Below are 23,360 nucleotides of genomic sequence, written 5' to 3' on the forward strand. Positions count from 1 at the left end.
CCTGGAAAACCCCGACCCCCAAGTTTACCCCAATAAGACAGGAATCATGACGTGGCTGTCTAAAATCATCGGACCGCGCATCCCAGATTCGGTCCTGCAGCGTGAGCGGCGTCATTTCCGACGGCCGACACTGCTGCTCAGCGCAGCGGCCCTGCTGCTACTCATCTCGATCTTTTTCCCTTACTGGCGCATCCGGCTTTATGCACCCCAATACCCCGGCGGCCTGGTGGCTAAGGTATACGTGAACCGTGTCGAGGGCGACGTGCGCGAAATCGACGGCCTAAACCATTATATCGGCATGCGGCCGCTTGAAGAAGCGGCCCAGCTTGAACGCTCCTTAAGCATTTTTCTGATTGCAGCCATGGCACTTTTGGTAGGCGGAGCGATTTACATTCATTCCCCGTGGGCGGCTGTACTGAGCCTACCTGCTTTACTTTACCCACTGGTCTTTTTGGCCGACCTGTACTATTGGCTTTGGAGCTTCGGGACCAACCTGGATCCTAAGGCCCCCTTAAGCAGCTCCGTCAAACCGTTTGTTCCTCCTCTGCTGGGCGAAGGACAGGTAGGGCAGTTTCGCGTCGTCGCTTTCTGGGACATAGGGCTTTGGATGGCCATTGCGGCCTCCATTTTGATCGCTCTTGGCCTGTATTACCACCGCAAGGCTTACAAGCCGTTTTACGATGCCTATGTGGCTCAGGCGAGCACATAAAACGTGGGGCCTGCTTGTGGTCGTGCTGCTTGCGCTGCCTCTCAAGGCGCAGCCGGTTGCCTCATTGCAGGACCTGCTCAACCAAGCCCAAGCAGGGGATACGCTGCGCATCAAAAGCGGCCTCTACGCCGGTCCGGTGCGTATTACCAAACCTATGGTTTTGCTAGGTGAGCAAACGCCCATAATCGACGGTCAAGGGCGCGGCACTGTGGTTACCATCGAAGCACCCGATGTCGTCCTGCAGGGCTTTGTCATTCGCAACTCAGGCCGCGTGCTCGACCAAGACGATGCCGGCATTCTTGTTAGCGCCCCCCGCGTGACCATAGCCGACAACCGAATTGAGCATGTACTGTTTGGGATCTACCTGCGCCAGGCCGACTCCTGCCGCATCGAACGCAACACAATTACCGGAGACCCTAGCCTCGAAACAGCGCGCCGGGGCGATCTTATCCGTCTCTGGTACAGCCATAATGTCCACATCTTGAACAACAGGATTCAACACGGACGCGATGTGGTCATCTGGTTTTCTAAAGGTGTTGTGCTGAAAGGGAACACAGTCACCCTGAGTCGCTACGGCCAACATTTCATGTACAGCGATAGCGCCCTCATCGAGCAAAACCGCATGTTGCACAATTCAGTGGGCGCCTACCTGATGTACAGTCGGCACCTTGTGTTTCGAAAAAACCTGTTGGCCTATAACCGGCATGCCTCAGGGATTGGCATTGGCCTGAAAGACATGGACCACGTCGTGCTCGAAAGCAACGCGGTCATCGACAACCAGGTGGGCATTTTTGTGGACTCCAGCCCACGGGCTCTGGATGCTCAAATCCACTACAACCAAAACGTACTGGCCTATAACGACGTTGGCTTGCAAACTTTAGGTCCAGCACCCCGGAGTCTATTTGAAAACAATAGTTTTATCGAAAACTACGAACAGATAGATATCCTGGGGGGCGGCCAGTTCACGGAAAGCATTGGAAGCTTTTGGCGACAGAATTACTGGAGCGATTATCGTGGCTATGATGCAGACCGTGATGGGTTGGGCGAAGTGCCTTATCAGGCCGTAGCTTTGTTCGACGCGCTCACGGACCAAACGCCGGCCTTGCGCTGGTTTGCGTTTAGTCCCGTCGTCCAAGCGCTGGAACTGGCCGCGCGCGCCTTCCCCGTGATGCGCCCTGTCCCCAAGCTTACCGACCCACAGCCGCGGCTGCGGCCGATACTTCCAGAGGGCCTGCCCGCAGCCAAGCAGCAGCCTAGCACGGCACTGGCGCTAGCTGGCTTGGGTTTGCTGCTACTAAGCATCCTAGTGATGGGCAAAGCCCGCTTGCAACCTTTAAGATGAACGTGATATGGCGCTACTGCAGATTGAGCGTCTTACGAAGCGTTTTGGCGCCGCCAAAGTACTTCAGGAATTGTCGGTCACTGTCGAGACTGGCGAGCAACTGGCCTTATGGGGGCCTAACGGTGCTGGTAAGACCACACTACTTCGGTGCATCCTAGGCCTGCTCCCTTTTGAAGGCACAATTCGCCTAAATGGCTACGACGTCCGGCGACAAGGGAAAGCCGCGCGCCGGCTTATTGGCTTTGTACCCCAGGAGGTGGCGTTTTACCCAACGCTAACTGTGGGCGAAACCGCAGCTTTTTTTGCACGCTTGCGCGGCTTGGATCTCCAAGCAACCCGCCCACTTCTAGAACAAGTGGGCTTAGCAGACCGCATGCACCAGCCAACGCGCACGCTCTCCGGGGGACAACGGCAACGACTAGCCTTGGCGCTGGCCCTACTTGGCGACCCCCCTTTGTTGCTGCTCGATGAGCCTACAGCCAGCCTAGACGTGCGCAGCCGCAGCGAGTTTCTTACTTATTTAGAAGCCTTAAAACAGCAAGGCAAAACGCTGATTTTTGCCACGCACCGCTTTGAAGAAGTTGAGCAGCTGGCCGGACGCGTCTTGTTCCTTGAAAACGGTCGTTTAAAAGCCGATACAAGCCCGACTTTGCTCAAAAAACACCTGTTTCACGTTGTTCCGCACGTGCGCCTGCGGTTGCATCTTCCTGAAACCCAACACGCCGACGCATTGCAGACGTTGCGCACGCAAGGATTTGAAGCCCGCACGAATGGCCACGGTCTGGAGGTGCGGGTTCCTTTTGACCAAAAAGCTTCTCCCTTACTTCTGCTTAGCCAAGCTGGCTTTGAAATCACGGACTTTGAGCTTCATGCCTAACCACAGCCATGATCTTGCTGCATAACGTTACGCCGAAAGTTTTTGGGTTGTTAGCCCGTAAAGAGCTGCACGACGCACTGCGCAACCGGTGGTTTGTGCTCTATACGCTGGTTTTTTCTCTGCTAGCGCTGGTGCTTTCTTGGATGGGCCTGGCCAGCGGACAGCTCTACGGACTAGCCGGTTTTGGACGCACAACCGCAAGTCTCATCAACTTGGTTATGCTCATTGTGCCCCTAATGGGACTAACGCTGGGCGCGCTAAGCTTAGCTCTCGAGCGCGAGCAAGGCACCCTGCTCTATGTACTGGCCCAACCGATCACGCCCGCCGAGGTCCTACTGGGCAAACTGCTCGGGCTGGCGACAGCCCTTACGGCTACGCTGAGCATTGGTTTTGGCCTGAGCGGACTGGTGCTTGCTTGGCGAGGCAGCACCATAGGGCTAGGAGCCTTCCTGGGGTTGCTGGGATTAGCGATCTTGCTAGCACTTTTCAGCCTGAGCTTGGGATTATTGTTTTCGAGTGCTCTCCCCCGCACTGCCGCAGCCCTTGGCAGCGCGCTGTTTGCCTGGCTACTGCTGGTTTTCTTGGGAGATCTGGGTCTGCTAGGCTCGGCCTTGGTCCTGCGCATGCCTATTGAAGCGCTTTTTACACTTTCGCTGTTAAATCCGCTTCAGGTGTTTAAGCTTGCGGCCATTTTGCTCCTGCAAAGCGACCTTCAGGTGCTAGGTCCAGCTGGACAGTATGCCATGCATATCTACGGCCTGCGCCTACTCCCCCTTTCGATTGGACTGTTGGGTCTATGGACCTTGGTGCCTTTATTGCCCGCTCACCTATTTTTCCATCGCCGCGGTGCGCTATGAAACGTTGGTTTGTGCTTCTGTTGCTGTTTGGCAGCTGCCAAAGCGGGGCAGATTTGGACCAGCCACCCACGTTTCGCTTTGGCTATGACAGCTGCGACTATTGCCGCATGCTGATTACCGAGCCGCGCTACGCAGCTGCCCTACGCCTGATCGATGGCCAGGCTCGGCGCTTTGACGACATCGGCTGCCTTTTGCACTACTTGCAAGCACACCCTAGCGAACCCCAGGCACACATTTGGGTGAACGATTACTTGCAGGAACGCTGGCTGCGCGCCGAAGTGGCGCTGTACGTACAAAGCGACCGGCTAACTACACCCATGGGCTATGGCATCGTGGCCTTAGCCGATTCGATAGCTGCCGAAAGCCTAGCCCAACAGCTCCATGCTCCTGTGCTGCGTTTTGAGCAGCTTCGGGCTGGATTCCTCCCCCACCCGTAGCCTACCGACCTGCCACAATCAAGTCGCGCAACATTTGGGTTTCCTCTTCGAGCTCTTCAAGCCGAGATTTAACGATATCCCCAATACTGATTAGGCCTACAAGACGCCCATCTTCCACCACCGGGAGATGCCGCACGCGGCGGTATGTCATTTGGGCCATTACATCGCGGATGGAATCCTCAGGCTTGCAAAAATGCACTGGACTGGTCATCCATCGACGAACTGGATCTTCCAAGACGGTAGCACCCTTTTCAGCCAACCCACGCACAACATCCCGCTCGGAAAAAATGCCAATCATCCGCGCCCGATCATCAACGACAGGCATCGCACCAATTTGGTGCTGCCGCAACCGACGCACTGCTTCAATGACCGGCGTGCCCGCATCAACCGTAATCACTTGAAAGCCTTTGCGTTTAAGCACAGAACGGACGTTCCTCATGGCGTCCTCCTACAACGTTTTGCGGACGGGGTTGTAGGACCCTATACGCCTAAATTTCGCGTAGGATCTACCCAAGTTGTTTTTGTTTAAGCGGTTTGTTACCTTCGCTCTGCATCGCAAATGCGTATGCTAGCCGTGCTTCCTGAAGCCCTAACGCTGACGCTGCGCCCACAATCCCGTCTGGATTTTATCGACATCACGGCGCTTTTGTACAAACAGGCTCCAGCGTTTCTCCAGACCTACCGCTACGGCCTTTATTATTCCTACCATACAACAGCAGGCTACCCAGAACAGCGGCTATGCGAACGACTAGGTTATCGACGCGAGGCACTGGAGGCCTTTTTTCAAACGTTTCAACATCTTTTTCCTCCGGAAGCCGGCTATCGCCATGACCGCCTGGAGCTCCGCCAAGAGTTGAGCGAAATACAACGCCGGCAAGAACCCCGCAACGCAGACGCACACCTGACCTTTATTGGAGCTGGACTGCTGCCTGGGGCCGTCTACCGTCACCTGCCGGGCAAACCTGTCTATTTTGTTGACCTCGATGGCGTCTATGAAGGCCACATGCGGACCCGCACCACCACCGTGGTTGGCTTTAACCGCGCTGAGCTATTGGCGCGGCAACACTTCCCCCTCCCTATGCCTTGCCATCGCATTGCTTCGGTTAACCTGTGCGACAGTACGCTGGGCTTTTGGGAAGCACTGCAAAGCTGGCTTCGAACATACCCTGTATCCTACGGCCGCCTGGATCTGATGCTCCCCGCCGAAGAAACCCATGCCGCATTGACCGTCAACGAATACGAAACCCTACTTATGCGCCACGACCTGGCCGAAGTACTCCGCAACCCGTTTCGCTTTATGGCCCAAACAGGCTTACATGCCCTGCAGAACCCGCACGCTGTTCCGGCCAAAGTACTTAACTATGCAAAATACGACCTGCTGCGCCTAACCAACGAGCTCATCGACAAACTACACCTGCAGGAATCCTTACTCGAACGCGTCTTGAACAAATTTCTGGCCCTATCCGCTGCACGCTTTCTACGCATGAAACGCTCGGTTACCCTACTCATCGGCCCCAATGACCAAGGCCAGCCTTCGCTCCATCGGGGCCGCTACCAAACCCCTATCCTGATCCAGTGGGAGCGTGCGCCGCACGACAGGCGCATTGTGGAAGCCCGCCTTTATCAGTTTCGCTAAGCCTTACAACCCAAACGACTCGCCACAGGCACACGTACGCACCGCTTGGGGGTTAATGAAGTGAAATCCGCGCCCTTCAAGCCCATCGGTAAAATCCAGCGTAGTCCCCTGAAGATATAAATAGCTGCGCCGATCAATGATAACCTGAATACCGTCAAACGTGGACCTAAGGTCATCCGCTTGCGGCGCAGTATCCCACCCCAGCTCATACGTCAATCCCGAGCAGCCGCCAGGCACCACCGCAATCCGAAGCCACGTCTGCCCCAAATCCACCCCTTCCTGCGCTGCCACCTCCCGAATGCGCGCTAAAGCGCGTTGCGTAATCTGCAACTCCATAGGATTTTCACAATAGCAACGTACACCATGAATCCTAGCCCTTTACCACAAAGGGCAACCTTGCACACGCTCGCCAGTTCCCAATCGAGGGAACGTTCTGTCAACCTTATGGTTTGTAGCTAAGCGTTGACACTCCAGAGTGTAAACTTTCATTTACATCTGTTATATTACGGCCTCTTTTATAGGCCACAGTCCTGCTTTGACAGGTGGCATGCGGCTTGCCTGCAAAGACAGTCCTACCGATGGCACCCTAACTGTTTCGAGGTCTTATGAGCGACACGGCATACCTACACGAAGTAGCCCAGAGCGATTACAAATACGGCTTTACGACCGATATCGAGGTCGAGAAAGCCCCCCCGGGCTTAAGTGAAGCGACAATCCACTACATTGCGGACCGGCGCGGGGAACCCGACTGGATGCGGGAGTGGCGGCTGCGGGCTTTCCGTCATTTTATGAGTCTGCTGGAACGGTATGAGGAGACTTATCCCCGCTGGGCGCACCTCAAATACCCGGATATCGACTTTCAGGCGATCAGCTACTACGCGGCACCCCAGCGCAAACCACGCTACAAAAGTCTCGACGAAGTAGATCCTAAAATTTTGGAGACGTTCCGCAAGCTGGGGATTCCGCTGGACGAGCAGATGCGCCTGGCGGGCGTGGCTGTCGATGCGGTGATGGACAGCGTGTCGGTAGCCACCACGCTTAAAGATGAGTTAACCAAACATGGCATCATTTTTTGCTCGATGGGCGAAGCGATCGAGCATTACCCTGAACTGGTCCAGAAATACCTGGGCTCGGTGGTTCCCTACACAGACAATTTCTTTGCTGCGCTAAACTCGGCGGTCTTCTCGGACGGGTCGTTTGTCTACGTGCCGAAAGGGGTGCGCTGCCCTGTAGAGCTCAGCACCTACTTCCGCATCAACGCGCAGGGTACGGGCCAGTTTGAGCGCACGCTGATTATTGCCGATGAGGGTGCTTATGTAAGCTATCTTGAGGGCTGCACGGCCCCAATGCGCGATGAGCACCAGCTTCACGCAGCTGTAGTAGAGCTCATTGCGCTCAAGGATGCAGAGATTAAATATTCGACCGTACAGAACTGGTATCCTGGGGATGCGGAAGGCAAAGGTGGTGTGTACAACTTTGTCACCAAGCGTGGCATCTGCCTAGGTGAGAATGCCAAAATTTCTTGGACGCAAGTTGAAACCGGCTCGGCCATCACTTGGAAGTATCCTAGCGTCATCCTCAAGGGGGATAATTCGGTCGGAGAATTCTACTCGGTAGCCTTTACCAAGGGCTATCAGCAGGCCGACACCGGTACCAAGATGATTCACCTAGGCCGCAACACGCGCAGCACGATTATTTCTAAGGGCATTGCAGCGGGCTACTCCAACAACAGCTACCGCGGCTTAGTCAAAGTAGCCCGTACCGCTGAAAATGCCCGCAATTTTTCCCAGTGCGATTCGATGCTTCTGGGAGACCGGTGCGGTGCTCACACGTTCCCTTACCTAGAAATCGAAAATCCCACGGCTCAGGTCGAGCACGAGGCTACGACTTCGAAGATCGGCGAAGACCAGATCTTCTACTGCCTGCAGCGTGGCCTAAGCGAAGAGACCGCGATTAAACTGATCGTCAACGGCTTTTGCAAAGAAGTGCTAGCCCATCTGCCTATGGAATTCGCCATGGAGGCTCAAAAACTGCTGGCCATCGAGCTAGAAGGCAGTGTGGGCTAATCGGTTAGTGCATTCCCTTAAACCCTAAAGAACCTTATCCCTATGGCACTCCTAGAGATTCGAAACCTACATGCACGCATCGAGGACAAAGAAATCCTCAAAGGTGTCAACCTGACGGTCAATGCGGGCGAAGTGCACGCCATCATGGGCCCCAACGGCTCAGGCAAGAGCACATTGGCCTCGGTCTTGGCTGGCCGCGAAGACTACGAGGTCACCGAGGGCGAGGTGCTCTACGACGGCAAGAATCTGCTGGAAATGGAGCCCGACGAGCGAGCCCGTGAAGGCGTTTTCTTGGCCTTTCAGTACCCGGTCGAGCTCCCGGGCGTCAACATGGCAACGTTTTTGCGTGAGGCCCTGAAGGCTATCCGCGAGCATCGTGGCCTGCCGCCCCTGGGTCCGGCCGAGTTTCTGCAGCTTTTGAAGGAAAAAGCCGAACTCGTGGGGCTTGATCCCAGCCTAAAGCAGCGCTCGGTCAATGAAGGCTTTTCGGGTGGAGAAAAAAAGCGGAGCGAGATCTTTCAGCTCGCCTTGCTTGAGCCGCGGCTGGCCATCCTGGACGAAACCGACTCCGGGCTCGACATCGATGCGCTGCGCACAGTAGCCGACGGCGTCAACCGGCTACGTACTCCAGATCGGGCCTTTGTCGTGATCACACACTACCAGCGCTTGCTCAACTACATCGTGCCTGACTACGTCCACGTTATGGTCGATGGCCGGATTGTACGCTCCGGCGATAAAAACCTGGCGTTGGAACTCGAAGAAAAAGGCTACGACTGGATCCGCGAAGAAATCGGATTTCCTGCCTGAATACGCTGCAAGTTATTGGATAGATCTATGACCACCCTAACAGCAACTTCAACGCGTCCTGAAGCACGCTTCCTGCATGCCTTTGAGCTGCAGGGCGATGCTGCATTCAACGGTAGTCATGCTTACCTTTCGGAGCTTCGGCGTAAGGCCATTGCGCGATTTGAGGCCCTAGGCTTTCCTAGCCGCAAAGCCGAAGCCTGGAAATACACCCCGATTGCTCGGGCACTGCAGCATGCCTACACCATTCAACCAGCGCCCCCACGACCCAAACTTAGCGAAGCGGACTTAGCGCGGTACGCTATTCCGGAACTCGATGCCTATCGTGTCGTGCTCGTGAACGGCCAATGGGTACCGGAGCTCTCCACGCCGGCCGCAGCACTGCCCCAAGGCGCTGTCCTTACCAGCCTGCAGCATGCAGCACAAGCCTATCCCCAACTGTTTACGGCCTACTTTGCCCACAGCCTGGACTACGAAAACGAGCCGTTCTTAGCGCTCAATTTGGCCTTTGCACGGGATGGGCTCTTTTTCTACCTCCCACCCCACACTGCTTTAGACCGGCCAGTGCACGTGGTGCACTTGATCGATGTTGAGGAAGACCTTTTCTTGCAGCCACACCACGTCATTGCCATAGCCCCGGGCGCATCGCTCCAACTCCTCTACAGCGGTCATACCCGGAGTGCTACACGCACCTTCACCAATGCGGTAACCGAGGTTTTTGTCGGGCGTGGTGCCCAGCTTGCGCACTACGATCTACGCCTGGAGGGTGAGACGGCCTCGGGCATCTACAGTACGCAAGCTTATTTAGAACAGGAAGGTCGCTACACCAACCATACGCTGACGCTAGGCGGCGCTTTGGTGCGCAACAACGTGTACGTTCGTTTCGATGGCGAAGCAGGTGAGACGCACCTTTATGGGCTTTTCCTAGGGCGCGGCACCATGCACATCGATAACCACACGATGATCGACCATGCTGTCCCCAACTGCGTTAGCAACGAACTCTACAAAGGTATCTTAGACGAACGTGCTATAGGCGTCTTCAACGGCAAGGTGCTCGTCCGACCTCATGCCCAGAAAACCAATGCGTACCAGTCAAACAAAAGCATTCTGCTGACCGAAGAAGCCCGCATGTACTCCAAGCCCGAACTGGAAATCTACGCTGACGACGTGCGCTGCACCCACGGCGCTGCCTGCGGTCAGCTGAACGAAGAGGGCATCTTTTACCTGCGGGCCCGCGGGCTTACCGCGCAAAAAGCTCGGGCCCTAATGCTACTTGCCTTTGCCCGTGACGTACTTGACCAAATTGCCCTAGAACCCCTACGTGCTTACCTTGACGACCTGGTAGCCCAGCGATTTGGCGCCTAAACTCAATGGTTTGCCTTATGCCTGCCCCTGTTGACCTTACTGGACTCGAGACGCGCTTCGACGTAGCACGCGTGCGTGTAGACTTTCCAGCACTGCACCAACGCGTCTACGACGGGCGTCCGCTCGTGTACCTGGACAATGCGGCAACCACCCAGAAACCTCAGGTGGTGATTGATCGCATTCGGGATTTTTACACCCGAGAAAACGCCAATGTCCACCGCGGCGTCCACTACCTGAGCCAACAGGCTTCTGATGCTTATGACGAAGCCCGCCGCCTGGTGGCTGCTTTTATTGGGGCGCCAGATCCGGCACAGGTCATCTTTACGCGCGGCACGACCGAAAGCATTAATCTCGTAGCGGCTACGTTTGGTCGCCAGCGCGTGCGCGCAGGGGACGAAATCGTGCTCTCCACCATGGAGCACCACTCCAACATCGTCCCCTGGCAGATGCTGTGTGAAGAAAAAGGCGCGCGGCTGCGCATCGTGCCCGTAGACGCTCGCGGCGTGCTCGATCTAGAAGCACTGGAGCGGCTCTTAAATGAACGTACACGACTGGTCGCCATCGCCCACGTATCCAATGCCCTGGGCACGGTTAATCCGGTTCAAGAAATCATCCGAATAGCACACGCCCGGGGCATCCCGGTGCTGGTCGATGGCGCGCAAGCCGTGCAGCATTTGAAGGTCAACGTAGCTGAGCTAGATTGCGACTTTTACTGCTTCTCGGGGCACAAAGTCTACGGACCCACAGGCATCGGTGTTCTCTACGGCAAAGCCGAGTGGCTTGAAGCTATGCCTCCTTACCAAGGTGGAGGCGATATGATCGAGCGCGTCACCTTTGAACGAACAACCTACAACCGACTCCCCTATAAGTTCGAAGCAGGCACGCCGCACATTGCCGGTGCCCTTGGGCTGGAAGCAGCGCTCATCTACCTAGATCGCTTAGGACGCGAAGCAGTCATCCACTACGAAGCAGAATTGCTCCGCTACGCAACCCAGCGGCTCCAAGAGGTACCGGGCTTACGCCTTGTAGGCACTGCTCCCGAAAAGGTTAGTGTGCTCTCATTTGTCATAGAAGGCATTCACCCCTATGATGCAGGCACGCTACTAGATCAAATGGGAATTGCTGTACGCACCGGGCATCACTGCACACAACCGCTTATGGATTATCTGGGTTTGCCAGGCACCATTCGGGCTTCGTTGGCACTCTACAATACCCGCGAAGAGATCGACGTGCTCGTCGACGCCCTACTACGCATTCAAAAACTGCTGCGCTGATTATGGCTGAAGCTGCTGCCGATACCATCGAAGCCCGTGCCCGCCAGATCGTCGAGGAATTTTCCCTGTTCGACGACTGGATGGGGAAATACGAATACTTGATCGAGTTGGGCAAAACGCTCCCGCTCATTGAGCCGGAGTACAAAACCGATGTATTCCGGATTCACGGCTGCCAGTCGCAGGTGTGGATTCGCCCGGAGTTTCGCAACGGACGGCTTTATTTTCGCGGCGACAGCGACGCCTTGATTACCAAAGGCTTGGTAGCCCTGCTGATCCGTGTTCTTTCAGGACAGCCCCCCGAGGCCATCCTCAATGCGCGCCTGGACTTTCTGGACGAGATCGGGCTGAAGGCTCACCTGTCGCCAACCCGAAAAAACGGCCTGGCTGCCATGATTGAACAAATGCGTCGCTACGCCCAAGCTTACCTACAAACTTCGCGTAACTAAACCTCGGCGGTTACCCCATGTACGTAGCTATCGACAATCAGCTTGGTGATAAGGAACTGGAGCAGGCAGTCATTGAAGCCCTACGCAGCGTCTACGACCCCGAAATCCCGGTCAATATTTACGACCTAGGTTTGATCTATGAAATCCGGATCTTTGAAGACCGGAGCATCTACGTCAAAATGACGCTGACAGCGCCGGGGTGCCCGGTAGCGGGTTCATTGCCTGGACAGGTGGAGATGCGCTTGCAAGAAGTGCCTGGTGTAAAAGAAGCACGCGTAGAGCTGACGTTCGATCCCCCTTATACCATTGAACGAATGTCAGATGAAGCCCGGCTGGCCCTGGGCTGGATGTGAAGCAGCCTTGCCCAAGTGATGCGACACGCGCAAACCATAGCACTAGCACGTAGCCTACTTGCCGAAGGACGCAGCAGGGAAGTAGCCCGCATGTTGGAGCCGCTGATTTCCCCCTTGCCAGAGAACCCCGCAGCGGCAGAGCCGAGCCAGTATGTGATGCGCGCCCTGCTGGCACGGGTTCGGTTGCTACGCCAAGGTGCTGTTGAAGCCGCGCGCGTGCTGCTGGGGCCGTTGGCCGACCTCCCCGTCCGCGAACGCCTATCTCCAGAGCTTCGCGCTGAAATCGCACTTTGGCTAGGCTGGCGCTATGCTTGGCCAGACGCTAGCGACAGTGACCCAGCCCGTGCCTTTAACCTGTTTGTTGAAGCCGAACGGCATTTTACGGATGAGCTGCGCTTGAGCGGGCATCTCTGGGTCCGCATTGGCCAGGCATTGGCCTACCTAACAATCGATGAATATTCCCTAGCCCTTCAGGCGCTCGACGAAGCCGCTGCACTTAAGGAACGGCTCCCTGATCTTGAAGCAGATGTATGGATTCATGACCTGCGGGTTCAAAGCTATGTGCTCACCGGACGTTACCGCGCCGCCCAACGCCATCTAGAACAGCTTACCGGACTTGTTGAACAGCTTCGGGAACCCTTGCTCCAGGGCCGTGCAGCAGCCTACCAGGCACTACTCGAGCAAGCCCGCGGTGGGTCGCCCGCAACCACCCTAGAAGCTGCCGAAGCCGCCGAGGCCTGGCTAGGCGGTCCAGAACCGACCTACCTCTGCTGGCAAGCTCGGAGCTGCTGGCTGGCTACCCTGCGTCGTACCGGACAGTGGACCGAAGCACACCACCTGGCACAACGCTGGCTGGCCACAAGTGCAGGGCCAGCCGCACATCCTGTACGGCTCGAAGCGGCTCAACTAGCCCTGCTTCAAGAAGACGCAGCACGTAGCGCCGACCTGATCGCACAGGTGCTCACCGTGCCTTGCCCAACGCATCCTCGACTCTATGCCGCGCGCGCAGCCTTGCTGGAGAGCCAACGTTACCTGCAGTCCAAACAGCCCGAGCGCGCACGCGAATGGGCCGAACGTGCCTACCAGGCAGCCCATGAACTACGACTAGAGCCGCTTATCCTGGAAGCCCTACTGCTTCAGGCACGTATTGCCTTAGCCAGCGGCAATGCCAAGCAAGCCCAAAGCTTCCTCCATCAGGCGGAGACCTTTGGGGATTATTTTAGCCTGCTTCCCTGGGCTGCCCACCGGTTTTGGCTTCTGGCTGAGCTGGCTCGTGCTGAAGCGCGAAAGGATGAAGCCCGTGTGCAATACGTACAAGCCCTCTCGGCTTTCTCTCTACTTACTGATCGGTATCACACCGCACGCCTGCAGCTTGAAGTCGCCCGCCTGACGCAGGACTTTGATCCGGCACAGGCCCGGGCATTGCTGGAAGCCGCAGCTCAGGTCTTTGCGCAGCTTGGCGTCGAAACCGCACGCCAAGAAGCGCAAAACACCCTCCTTGCTTTGCCGCATCATCCGATTTTTGCCGTACACACCCCTGAAGCTCAATTTGGCGCAGCTCTGGCGCATGCGGCACTTTCGGTCGATCTGGTAGCGGAAACCTGGCTTCAAGTGCTGGAACAACTCTGGCCAGGACGCTGGCTGGCGGTCTACCGTTATCTCCCTGGCACAGGATGGCAGGCCTTGCAACACCACGGAGAGCTGCCCGCAACCCTGACCTTCCCTCACCCCGACCAGGCCACGTACTACACGCAGCAAGCCGCCTGGCTACGGCTACGCCCGCTCCCCGGTGTCGCTTTCTTTACGGCCGCTGCGGTTACCCCAGAAGAGCGCGCAGCTTGGCAAACCCTGCTTGAACGCCTTAAACCTTGGCTTCCGGTGGTCACGTTAGCCTTCGAGCATGCCCTCTTGCGGGCTAACCGGCTTGGTGAAGCAGGGAATGGTCATGCCCCTGAAACCGCTGAGCTGCCTTCACCACTGCCCGAACTGGTCTATGCTAGCTCGGCCCTACGTGCCTTGATTGGACAAATTTACCGTATTCGCAGCAGCCACAGTCCGGTGCTCATTACCGGCGAAAGTGGCACAGGCAAAGAGCTCATCGCACGCGCCATCCATGCCACCAGTGATCGTAGACACGCTCCTTTTGTAGCGTTCAACTGCGCCAACGTACCCCCAGAGCTTATCGATAGCCATCTTTTCGGCCATGAAAAAGGCGCGTTTACTGGAGCGCTGCAGGCTAATCCCGGTGTTATCCGTGCTGCCGAAGGCGGCACTCTTTTTCTGGATGAAATTGGCGATCTACCGCTAGAAGTACAACCTAAGTTGCTACGGTTTTTGCAAGAAGGCGAAATCTTTCCCCTAGGAGCTCGGCGGCCACTACGGGTTAACGTACGTGTGATTGCGGCTACGCACCAAAACCTGGAGGAATTAGTACGCCGAGGCGCATTTCGGGAAGACCTGTACTACCGGCTAAACGTCATTCCTCTACATGTGCCACCCCTACGCGAGCGTCGCGAAGACATTCCAGTGCTGGTGCGGCACTTCCTAAACACCTTGCGACCTCCAGGCGCTCCAGCCGCCTCCATCACCGCCCGGGCCATGGAGGCCCTTTTGCGCTACAACTGGCCCGGCAACGTACGTCAGCTCCGCAACGAAATCGAACGCGCCTTGGCTTTTGTCGCCAGCGAGCCGGCTCCGTTAATCGACCTGAAGGACTTATCCCCTACCGTACAGCAAACCCTAACAGACACTCCGGCACACCTGCCAATACTGTCACGACAGACGCCAACCCTCGAGGCGGGACAACCCTTAGAGGCGGTATTGGCAGGCACCGAAAAAGCCTTGATCGAGCGCGTACTGGCCGAGCACCGCGGCCGCATCTCAGCTGCAGCCCGCAGCTTAGGCCTAACCCGGCAAGGGCTCTACAAAAAAATGAAACGCCTGGGCATTAATCCTGCCCGCTTCCAGCAAACCGCTGTCCCGAATGCAACCGCATCCGCATAGACCAGCCTAACCTGCTTACCATGCAACCCACGCGAAGCCCCGACGCCAGGCCAGCCATCGACGAAGTGCTCTCGATCCGTTTGGACCACGCCGCCATCATGACCACCCAACTGGAGGCGGCCATCGACTTTTACGTTCGATTTTTAGGACTGCAGCTGCACTGCATCGAAGAAGACCCCATTCGTCGCGGGCGACGCCGCGCATTGCTTACCGACGTCCACGATCGCGAAGTGCTCGAACTGATTGAGATGCCTGAGCTAGCCCACCCTACCATCCCAGGCCGAGGAGGGCTACACCATTTAGGCTTTCGCCTGCCACGGGCCGACTGGCAAGCGCTGCGCGCCCGACTGGATGCTGCCGGCTATCCCTACCAAGAAATGCAGCAGCGCCTGTTTGTACGGGACGCCGACGGCCTGGTGCTGGAGATCGAGCCCTTACCTTAAGTATCGGTCGATCGTTTTTGCTGTACTGTGCGAATTCGCAGCGCATCGTCTAGCTCATTAACGTCGCTTGGCCGCACCGTCACGCCGTGCTCGGCCAGTAGCTGACCACACCGGTCAACAGCCGCTACTATACCGTCCACCAGTTGCCCTCGACGAATACCCTGGCGAACTAAATCAACCACTTCTGCCCAGGTATCCGGATCCACCCGTTGGTTGATCCCTGCATCGCCCACTACCTCAACCCAATGCTCAAACAGGGAAACAAAAATCAAAATACCAGTCCGATCCTGCGTACGAAACACCTCTTCTTCTACAAAAGCCTCAAGCGCGCGCAGATGCACCTGCTCTGCCAAACGGGCTTCTCCAATAAGCCAACGCTGGAAGGGCTCGACATAGGCAGCCGCTAATCCCCCTAAACTGCCTGCTAGTAACGTCAAAAGCGCCACGCCCCAACCTGTATGGAACCACGTCGCACCCCAACCTGTGTAGGCAAAAACAAAGATCAGCGACAGCAAAAGCATCAGCGCCATGCAAAGCGCAGCGCCCTTCCAAAGAGCTTCAGGATAGCTTCCACTGCGCACGACCACCACGGGCACAATCTCACCCGCTGTCTGCTGTTCAGCTGCCACTACAGCAGCCCGCACACGTTCAAAATCGGCCTCGGAAAAACGTATCGGCATAGGCTATGGGGTTGAGGTTTCTAATCGGTGAATAATCTGCAGAATGGTATCCGCCTGAGCATAAAGGGGTGAGCGTGGCCCCACCAAACGCTGCACCTTCAGAAACTGTGCCCGCGCCTCCTCAAGCCGATTAATCTGCAGCAGCATAATGCCTAGGTTAAAGTTGGCTTGCACATGCGTTGAGTCCTTGGCCAACACCATGCGCGTCTGATTGACTGCTTCCATCGGATTGTTGGGATCATAGAGATAGGCAATAGCCATATCGGCCCGCACGTCCAGGTTATCTGGCTCTTTTTCGAGAACACGCTGGTAAGCCGCAATCACGCGCTGGGCCAGTGCAGCTTTGGCCGGACCATCGACCATTTCCATCCAGTCGTAGAACAAATTACCCGCTCGTCGCCAAGCTTCTGGGGTGTCAAACGCTTGCGCCAATTCTTCTTGCACCAGAGCCGCTCGGTCTGGACGACCGATGCCAATGAGTAAGTTCACCAGGGCCTGTTGCTTGGCCAAGCGCTCTTTGCCTTTTAAGCGTGCTATTTCTGCCTCTAGCGCAGCTACCTGATCAGCGACCACGGACGGAATTGGCCCAGGTTCTGGCAAAGGCAAAAGCGCCCGAGCGGCCTGAGCCTTATCTACCGGAGGCAATCCACCTCGCCCCCCGCTGGCCAGCGTGATCAAATACAACGCAACAACCAGCAGCAGTCCCCCACCCACAATGAACAAAATCTGCAACGCCTGCAATCCACCGCTTGAAGCTGCCACTCGCGCTGAAGACTGCCGTAGGGGCCGCTCCTGAGGCGCTAGCGGCCGCGCTTTAGACAGCATTGCCCCACATCGGGTGCAATAACGGGCCTCCGCTGCATTAGCCTGACCACACGCCAAACAAACCCTTACCTCACTCCGCACCGGCGTGCCGCAAAGATCACACACCTGTACCCCAGGCCGCAGCCGCGCCCCACAGCTTTCACAAACCGCAGACGTTTCCTCCATAACAGCAAAATCCTCCTTCTAAGCTTGCTATGCTGAACGCACCGATTCCCCAGGAGTTCATGCTGCAAAATCCTGACGCCAACGCTATCTTTGGAGCACTTCTTACTTTTTTGCGCCCACTGACGCAAATTCGCTAACCGATGCTGCACGTACGCTTTACCGGGACCATCGCGTTCGGACTACTTCTGGCGCTTCCATTGCGCAGCCAAACCTCCCCCCTTTGGCAACAGCAGGTACACTACCACATCGATGTCCACCTCGACACCAAGCGCCACCAGCTTCGCGGCACAAGCCGCATTACCTATTTCAACCTGTCTCCAGATACCCTGCAGCACGTTTTTTTCCATCTTTACTTCAATGCCTTCCAGCCTCAGTCGATGATGGCCGAGCGCAACCGGCATTTGCCCGATCCAGACCGGCGCGTCGTGCCTAAAATCTGGCAGCTAACCCCTGAAACGCAGGGCTTCTATCACGTAACCCAGCTCAGCCAAGAAAATCAACCCTTACAGTTTTGGATTACCGACACCGTATTGAAAGCCCGCCTAGCCCGTCCTCTAGCCCCAGGCGACTCGACGGTCTTCGAAATGCACTTTCTTGCACAAGTTCCGCTCCAAACGCGACGCAGTGGGCGGGACAACACTGAAGGCATCGCTTACTCTATGAGCCAGTGGTATCCCAAGCTTGCTGCCTACGACAGTCGCGGATGGCACCCGGATCCGTATATCGGTCGGGAATTTTACGGCCCCTTTGGCACCTTCGACGTGCGCATTACGCTTCCGGCCTGCTACACGGTTGGAGCAACCGGCGTGCTGGTCAACGCCCATGAAATTGGCCGCGGCTACGACGCCATCTCAACCCAAGCGTGGACGCGCTTTGATCCACGCGAAACTGGCCTAAAATGCACCCCTGGGGACTCGCTCACTTGGCACTTTACAGCCGAAAATGTGCATGACTTCGCCTGGGCAGCCGACCCTGACTACATCCATGAAGCCTGGCACGACGATAGCCTAAACGTCACCTACCATTTGCTTTTTCAGCCCGACGTGGCCGAACGCTGGCGCCCAATGCGCCAATGGGTCCCTTGGCTCATGCGCTACTACAGTCGCCGCATCGGCCCCTATCCTTACCCGCAATTTACCGTGGCCCAAGCTGGCGATGGCGGCATGGAATACCCCATGATCAATTTCATCACAGGCCGCCGCAGCCCTTTTTCCCTCCTTAGCGTCACCGCTCACGAAGCTGCACACGAATGGTTTTACGGCGTTCTGGCCTCCAACGAAAACGCCTATGCCTGGATGGACGAAGGCTTTACAAGCTTTATCACTACCCAAGCCATTGCCCACTTTGTAGGCCAAGAACCCAACCACCAGGAAGCTGCACTCAACGTAGTACGCTTGCAACAACTGGGAGTGTACGAACGCCTAAATACCCCTGCTGACTGGTTTGCTACAAACGTGGCCTATGGCATCGCAGCTTACGCAGGAGGCGAAATGCTCCTAGACCTGCTGGGCTACGTCATCTCGGATTCACTGCGCGATGCTTTTCTACAAGCCTACTATCAGGCCTATCGCTTCCGCCATCCCAATCCCTACGATGTCGAAAAGGTGGCAGAGCAACTTAGCGGCCTGCGCTTGGATTGGTTCTTTGAACAACTGCTCAACCGCACCTACACCTGCGACGATGCCATTACAGCCTTGCGCCAAACCGCAACTCCCGAGGGCTGGCGCGTCGCGCTACACCTCAGGCGCCGCGGAACCTTGTTGCTGCCTGTCGATCTGCGACTAACCCTGGCTGATGGACAAACGCAATGGGTGCACGTCCCGCTAGACCTTATGCAGGGCGCTAAGCCAGTACCCAAAGACTGGATCGTAGCCCAACCCTGGCTTTGGACTTTCCCGCACTACACACTCGTACTGACGCTTCCGGCACGGGTCGTGCGCGCTGAGCTGGATCCGCTGATGCGCACGCCAGATCACAACCGCTTGAACAACACTTGGCCGCTTCCACTTCGGTTTTCCTTCTTGCAGCCGCTCTCCTTCGACTGGTCGGCCTACCGGGCTTCTTGGCGCCCCCTGATCTCGTACGCCCATGATTTTGGACCAGGCTTGGGCCTGCAGCTTCGCGGCCGTTATTTCTTTGATCGCCACGAAAGCCTATTCACCTTAAAGCTGTGGCCTACCGTGCTGCTCAGTAATGGGCAGCGGCCAAGTCGCCCCTGGGTGCAGGATCGTAAAGCCTGGTGGAGCGGACTCGACTATACGTTCCGCTACAGTGATCGGCTAACGCCTCAGGCGCGCTGGCACCTACAACTCGAAAAGCAGCTCGGCCTTCTAGAAAACCAGCTGGCGATCACCTATACCTTAGGTCGATGGGCTGCCTTAGGGCGCGACTACGGCCAGCTGACCTTGCGTTTAACACATCAGTATAGCCCCTTAACCCGTGCTTTCTCCTTCGAAGGCGCGCCCGTATGGACTCCGGGCATGCACTTAATATGGACCCACCTCGGCTACACGTTTAGCCGCCCCGAAGGCTGGCTGCACGCACTGATCGAAACGGGCGAGGGCTCCAATGGCAGCGGTGGAACCCTAGGTGTCGTAGACCTTGGATGGCGTCCTATACGCAAGCGCCTACAGTTCACCCTGCACGGGCAGCTCGGCTGGGGCGATGGGCAATTGCCCCCAAGCCGGCTGTTTCGACTAGGCAGTGCGCCCGTTGAAGTGGCCTGGCGCCACGCCGGCTTTCGGAACATAGCCGCAGCGTTTGCCAACGCCCGAAAATCGATCCATTTGGTTCCTCTGGAAGCACCAGGACCCGTGGCCTACTGGCATTCCACAACGCGCGACCCGTTACGCATCAGTGGCAACGTGCTCCTGGCCGGCAACGTGATCCTTGGCTGGGCACCTTTTTTACAGGGCATTGGGCGGCCGCTGCGACTCGAAGGGTTTGGAAGCATCGGCCAAACATGGTTTACCGAACCCACGCTTGCCAGCCGGTATCCGTTCGCCTGGAATCGGTTTTTGGCTGATGCTGGCATCGGTGTGCATTACGCCTTTAGCGAACTGCCAGCCCTTAGTCGCTGGCGCGATCAGTCCGAAGTGCTGCGCGACGTGCAACTGCAGCTTCGCTTTCCACTGTGGGTCAGCCATCCGAAGCTCTTGGGGGAGCATCGTCCCCTTAGATGGCGCTGGATGCTTGGGATCAGCGTTTCACGCTAAACAGCCTCAGATCTGAAAGGCAACAGTGGCCATCATCTCCTCCACGGTAGTTTCGCCCAAAAGCACCACTTCACGGGCAGCCTCTTGGAGGGTCTGCATACCTTCCCTAATGGCCTGCGCGCGCAGCGCGTCTTCGTCGATCACCCCCTGGGCCTCGACAATCATGTGGCGAATCGTCCGGGAAAACCAGAGCGTCTCCGTAATGGCCCGACGGCCTTTGTAGCCTACGCCTTTACACACGGGGCAACGCGCGTTCTGCGCCGCCTTGTAAAACGTCGTGTGCGCGATCTCTTCTTCAGTAAAGCCCAATCGCATCAGCAACACAGGGTCTGGGTCTGGATCAGGCACCCGGCATTTAGGACAGACTTTTCGGATCAGGCGCTGGGCTACCACCAGATTGATCGCATAGGCAATCAAAAACGGCTCAATCCCCATCTTGTAAAGCCGGCTCACCGCACTGGGCGCATCGTTGGTGTGCAACGTCGAAAACGTCAAATGCCCTGTGTTGGCCAGCTTGATGGCCAGCTCCGCCGTCTGCCGGTCGCGCATCTCACCCACCATCACAATGTCTGGGTCGTGCCGCAATATTGCCCGCAGGGCATCCTCAAGCCCCAGCTTGTGGTTGAGCTTGATCTGCCGCACCCCAGGAATGATGTACTCCACCGGATCTTCTACCGTAAGAACGTTTTTACGCGGGCTGACGACCTGGTGGAGGGCGGCGTAGAGCGTGGTGCTCTTGCCGCTACCGGTGGGCCCCGTGACGATCACCATACCGTAAGGCTGACGGATAGCCCATTCAAACCGCTCCAGTGCACGTTCCGATAGCCCAAGCAGGCGCAGGTCTTTGATGACCTTGCGGTCGTCAAGCACGCGAATGACAATCGACTCAGCGCGTATGTCGTAGCTAGCCGTTGCGATAGGCAATACCGAGACCCGGAAGCGAATCAGGTGGTCGTCAATTCGGCGCTGGATAAAGCCATCCTGCGCCTTATCCCGCTCGAAGCGATCTACCCCACCCGACTGGTCTTTGACAACAGCCAGAAACGCTTCGGGATGCACTTTGTCTTCGACGTGCCAGCAATTCAGCTCACCGTCGATGCGAAAGTGGATTTCAACCTTGCGTTCGTGGTTGGGGAAGATGTGGATGTCGGAGGCGCCTTGGCGGACAGCTTCCACCAGCGTGGCCTCGAAGAGGTTGATCAGCTTGGAGCGGTTGATCTCGGCCTCGAGGGCCTCTTCGTCGATCAGCTCGGTTTCGGTGTCGTAGCTGGTGCCTAGGTCAAAGGCAGCTTCTTCACGCACGCGCTCCAGGTATTCGTTGCTGCGCACAAAGGCTTCTTGAAAAAGCTGCTCGATAACGCTGCAAGGCGCATAGCACAGCTCAAAACGGTGCAGCCCCAGTTGCCCTAAGCGTCGGTGCAAATCAGAGCGCGTTGGGTCGTGCGTGGCCAAAATCCAGCGTGGATATTCCAGCTTGGGATCTACATCTTGACCGATAGGCAACACCCGTTCGCGTGCCAACCATTCCCATTGTTCTTGAGAGAAACGCGACTTTATGCTTTTCAAGAACTCGAGCACTTCCCCACGCTGCACCCGGGCCATGCGAAAGCCGTACACCTCTGCAGCCGTAGCATAAACAACCTCAGGGTTGACGCCCTCAAGCTCAGCGAGCACGCGCCATAAGGGCTTAGGTTGACTGTCCTTGGATTTGCGCCAGCGCTCCCATGCCTCGCGGACCTGCTCTTCGCGGACCAGCTCCTGAAACAGGAGCATAATCACCACAGGATCTGAAAGGTTCAGGATCGAAAACGTTTCTGCTTCCGACGCGTTGTCGGCAGCAACCGCTGTTATCGAAGGGGCCACAAAGGGGAGCTTAAAAGAAGGGGATTGCGGCTCGGGCATATGCACTCAACTCTACTGGCTGTAGCCTTCCTAGAAGGAATCGGCTTTTTCGCGTTTTTCTAAACTCCTTACTGCTCACCTAACGCGAAGAAGAGGCGGAGCGTTGAGGAGCATTTTACTCGGCATAAATCATTTTACGTGTCATGCCACCGTCGACGATGAAGGTTTGTCCGGTGATGAATCCGGCCTCATCAGAAAGTAAAAACGCCACCAGCGCTGCCACGTCTTCCGGTTTTCCCACCCTACCTACAGGGTGCTGCGCATGATCGATGGGACGCAGCGGATCGCTTTGACGACGGCTTCGCTTCTGCCAAGCGCGCACATCGATCCAGCCGGGGGCCACGGCATTAACGCGCACTTCTGGTCCTAAGCTGATGGCCATGGCGTGCGTTAGGGCCACTACGCCTCCTTTGGAGGCAGCATAAGCTTCCGTATGCGGCTCTGACTGAAATGCCCGTGTGGAAGCGATATTGACAATAGCGCCCTTGGTACGCCGCAAATGGGGCACAGCAGCCCGCGCGCATAAAAAACACCCCGTCAGGTTCACATCAAGTATGCGCTGCCATGCTGCAAGCGGCAGTGTTTCAAGGGGACTTTGGTAAGGGTGCGCAATTCCCGCATTGTTGACCAGGGCATCCAACCGACCAAAAGCAGCTACAACTTCGGCCACTGTTTGATTGACCTCTGTTTCTTGACTTACGTCTCCGGTAAAGACGCGGATTTTTCCTGTAGTACCGAGTGCTTCCTGGAGCTCGGCATTGGCTTCGACATCCAGATCCAGGCTAGCTACATACCAGCCGTCATGCAACAGGCGCTCGACAATAGCCCTTCCAATACCTTGGGCCCCACCCGTAACCAGAGCTACGCGTTTTGCTTCAGTCATAGGTTCACGTGTTTTTGGTTTATGGAAAGCATGCGGCAGGTTACCTTATGGAAGCGGGTAAACGACAAGGAATCTGTC

At 56.7% G+C, this 23,360-nt stretch carries 21 protein-coding genes; 15 read left to right on the forward strand and 6 right to left on the reverse strand.

All coding sequences use genetic code 11. The features are described from left to right. Positions 1 to 46 precede the first annotated feature (46 nt). The 5 genes from J8E65_RS09540 to J8E65_RS09560 are packed head-to-tail and all read left to right on the forward strand — an operon-like array spanning position 47 to position 4,222. A complete protein-coding gene (locus J8E65_RS09540) occupies positions 47 to 709 on the forward strand; it encodes a cytochrome C (RefSeq protein WP_210375530.1) in 663 nt (220 codons plus the stop codon). Further along, positions 687 to 2,051, forward strand: a complete 1,365-nt coding sequence (locus J8E65_RS09545) for a nitrous oxide reductase family maturation protein NosD (protein ID WP_210375531.1) — start codon at positions 687 to 689, stop codon at positions 2,049 to 2,051. Before J8E65_RS09540 ends, J8E65_RS09545 begins: the two co-directional genes overlap by 23 nt. A 7-nt stretch (positions 2,052 to 2,058) precedes the next feature. Continuing rightward, positions 2,059 to 2,928, forward strand: coding sequence for a heme ABC exporter ATP-binding protein CcmA (gene ccmA, locus J8E65_RS09550; protein ID WP_210375532.1), 870 nt, complete (start codon positions 2,059 to 2,061; stop codon positions 2,926 to 2,928). 8 nt (positions 2,929 to 2,936) lie between these two features. Further along, complete coding sequence (locus J8E65_RS09555; protein WP_210375533.1) at positions 2,937 to 3,785, forward strand: ABC transporter permease; 849 nt, start codon at positions 2,937 to 2,939, stop codon at positions 3,783 to 3,785. Further along, entirely contained in the window at positions 3,782 to 4,222 is a 441-nt protein-coding gene (locus J8E65_RS09560; protein ID WP_210375534.1) for a nitrous oxide reductase accessory protein NosL, read from the forward strand. Before J8E65_RS09555 ends, J8E65_RS09560 begins: the two co-directional genes overlap by 4 nt. A 1-nt stretch (position 4,223) precedes the next feature. Here J8E65_RS09560 and J8E65_RS09565 read toward each other — a convergent pair whose 3' ends face one another. Then, positions 4,224 to 4,661 carry a CBS domain-containing protein gene (locus J8E65_RS09565; RefSeq protein ID WP_210375535.1) on the reverse strand — a complete coding sequence of 146 codons (438 nt, stop codon included), beginning with the start codon at positions 4,659 to 4,661 and terminating at the stop codon, positions 4,224 to 4,226. 120 nt (positions 4,662 to 4,781) lie between these two features. Here J8E65_RS09565 and J8E65_RS09570 point away from each other — a divergent pair, with 120 nt between their 5' ends. Continuing rightward, positions 4,782 to 5,858, forward strand: a complete 1,077-nt coding sequence (locus tag J8E65_RS09570) for a YjbQ family protein (RefSeq protein ID WP_237181872.1) — start codon at positions 4,782 to 4,784, stop codon at positions 5,856 to 5,858. Between the two features lie 3 nt (positions 5,859 to 5,861). Here J8E65_RS09570 and J8E65_RS09575 read toward each other — a convergent pair whose 3' ends face one another. After that, positions 5,862 to 6,194: a HesB/IscA family protein gene (locus J8E65_RS09575; RefSeq protein ID WP_210375536.1), complete on the reverse strand. Its 333-nt coding sequence runs from the start codon at positions 6,192 to 6,194 to the stop codon at positions 5,862 to 5,864. A gap of 269 nt (positions 6,195 to 6,463) precedes the next feature. On the opposite strand from J8E65_RS09575, the gene sufB reads away from it, so the two are divergent. From sufB to J8E65_RS09615, 8 genes are read left to right on the forward strand one after another with little or no spacing between them, the layout of a single operon-like run. Continuing rightward, on the forward strand, positions 6,464 to 7,924 hold the full coding sequence (sufB, locus tag J8E65_RS09580; protein ID WP_210375537.1) for a Fe-S cluster assembly protein SufB: 1,461 nt from the start codon (positions 6,464 to 6,466) through the stop codon (positions 7,922 to 7,924). Positions 7,925 to 7,966: 42 nt separating this feature from the next. Beyond that, entirely contained in the window at positions 7,967 to 8,731 is a 765-nt protein-coding gene (sufC, locus tag J8E65_RS09585; RefSeq protein WP_210375538.1) for a Fe-S cluster assembly ATPase SufC, read from the forward strand. Positions 8,732 to 8,758: 27 nt separating this feature from the next. After that, the gene (gene sufD, locus J8E65_RS09590) at positions 8,759 to 10,093 is read left to right on the forward strand and encodes a Fe-S cluster assembly protein SufD (RefSeq protein ID WP_210375539.1); all 1,335 of its coding nucleotides are present in this window, start codon (positions 8,759 to 8,761) and stop codon (positions 10,091 to 10,093) included. 17 nt (positions 10,094 to 10,110) lie between these two features. Next, positions 10,111 to 11,367, forward strand: a complete 1,257-nt coding sequence (locus J8E65_RS09595) for a cysteine desulfurase (RefSeq protein WP_210375540.1) — start codon at positions 10,111 to 10,113, stop codon at positions 11,365 to 11,367. Positions 11,368 to 11,369: 2 nt separating this feature from the next. After that, entirely contained in the window at positions 11,370 to 11,813 is a 444-nt protein-coding gene (locus J8E65_RS09600; RefSeq protein ID WP_210375541.1) for a SufE family protein, read from the forward strand. Positions 11,814 to 11,830: 17 nt separating this feature from the next. Next, positions 11,831 to 12,166 carry an SUF system Fe-S cluster assembly protein gene (locus tag J8E65_RS09605; RefSeq protein WP_210375542.1) on the forward strand — a complete coding sequence of 112 codons (336 nt, stop codon included), beginning with the start codon at positions 11,831 to 11,833 and terminating at the stop codon, positions 12,164 to 12,166. Between the two features lie 18 nt (positions 12,167 to 12,184). Continuing rightward, the gene (locus tag J8E65_RS09610; RefSeq protein WP_210375543.1) at positions 12,185 to 15,169 is read left to right on the forward strand and encodes a sigma-54-dependent transcriptional regulator; all 2,985 of its coding nucleotides are present in this window, start codon (positions 12,185 to 12,187) and stop codon (positions 15,167 to 15,169) included. 20 nt (positions 15,170 to 15,189) lie between these two features. Beyond that, the gene (locus J8E65_RS09615; RefSeq protein ID WP_210375544.1) at positions 15,190 to 15,612 is read left to right on the forward strand and encodes a VOC family protein; all 423 of its coding nucleotides are present in this window, start codon (positions 15,190 to 15,192) and stop codon (positions 15,610 to 15,612) included. On the opposite strand, the gene J8E65_RS09620 is transcribed toward J8E65_RS09615, so the two are convergent. Both J8E65_RS09620 and J8E65_RS09625 read right to left on the reverse strand, forming a co-directional pair. Further along, positions 15,609 to 16,292: a TPM domain-containing protein gene (locus tag J8E65_RS09620; protein ID WP_210375545.1), complete on the reverse strand. Its 684-nt coding sequence runs from the start codon at positions 16,290 to 16,292 to the stop codon at positions 15,609 to 15,611. The genes J8E65_RS09615 and J8E65_RS09620 overlap by 4 nt on opposite strands. Positions 16,293 to 16,295: 3 nt before the next feature. Further along, on the reverse strand, positions 16,296 to 17,282 hold the full coding sequence (locus J8E65_RS09625; protein WP_210375546.1) for a zinc ribbon domain-containing protein: 987 nt from the start codon (positions 17,280 to 17,282) through the stop codon (positions 16,296 to 16,298). 140 nt (positions 17,283 to 17,422) lie between these two features. On the opposite strand from J8E65_RS09625, the gene J8E65_RS09630 reads away from it, so the two are divergent. Next, a complete protein-coding gene (locus J8E65_RS09630; RefSeq protein WP_210375547.1) occupies positions 17,423 to 20,497 on the forward strand; it encodes a M1 family aminopeptidase in 3,075 nt (1,024 codons plus the stop codon). Positions 20,498 to 20,503: 6 nt separating this feature from the next. Here J8E65_RS09630 and J8E65_RS09635 read toward each other — a convergent pair whose 3' ends face one another. After that, on the reverse strand, positions 20,504 to 22,360 hold the full coding sequence (locus J8E65_RS09635) for a GspE/PulE family protein (protein ID WP_341481756.1): 1,857 nt from the start codon (positions 22,358 to 22,360) through the stop codon (positions 20,504 to 20,506). 154 nt (positions 22,361 to 22,514) lie between these two features. Beyond that, the gene (locus J8E65_RS09640; RefSeq protein ID WP_210375549.1) at positions 22,515 to 23,282 is read right to left on the reverse strand and encodes an SDR family oxidoreductase; all 768 of its coding nucleotides are present in this window, start codon (positions 23,280 to 23,282) and stop codon (positions 22,515 to 22,517) included. Positions 23,283 to 23,360: the final 78 nt, after the last annotated feature.

It is taken from the genome of Rhodothermus bifroesti, from assembly GCF_017908595.1.
Lineage (GTDB): Bacteria > Bacteroidota > Rhodothermia > Rhodothermales > Rhodothermaceae > Rhodothermus > Rhodothermus bifroesti.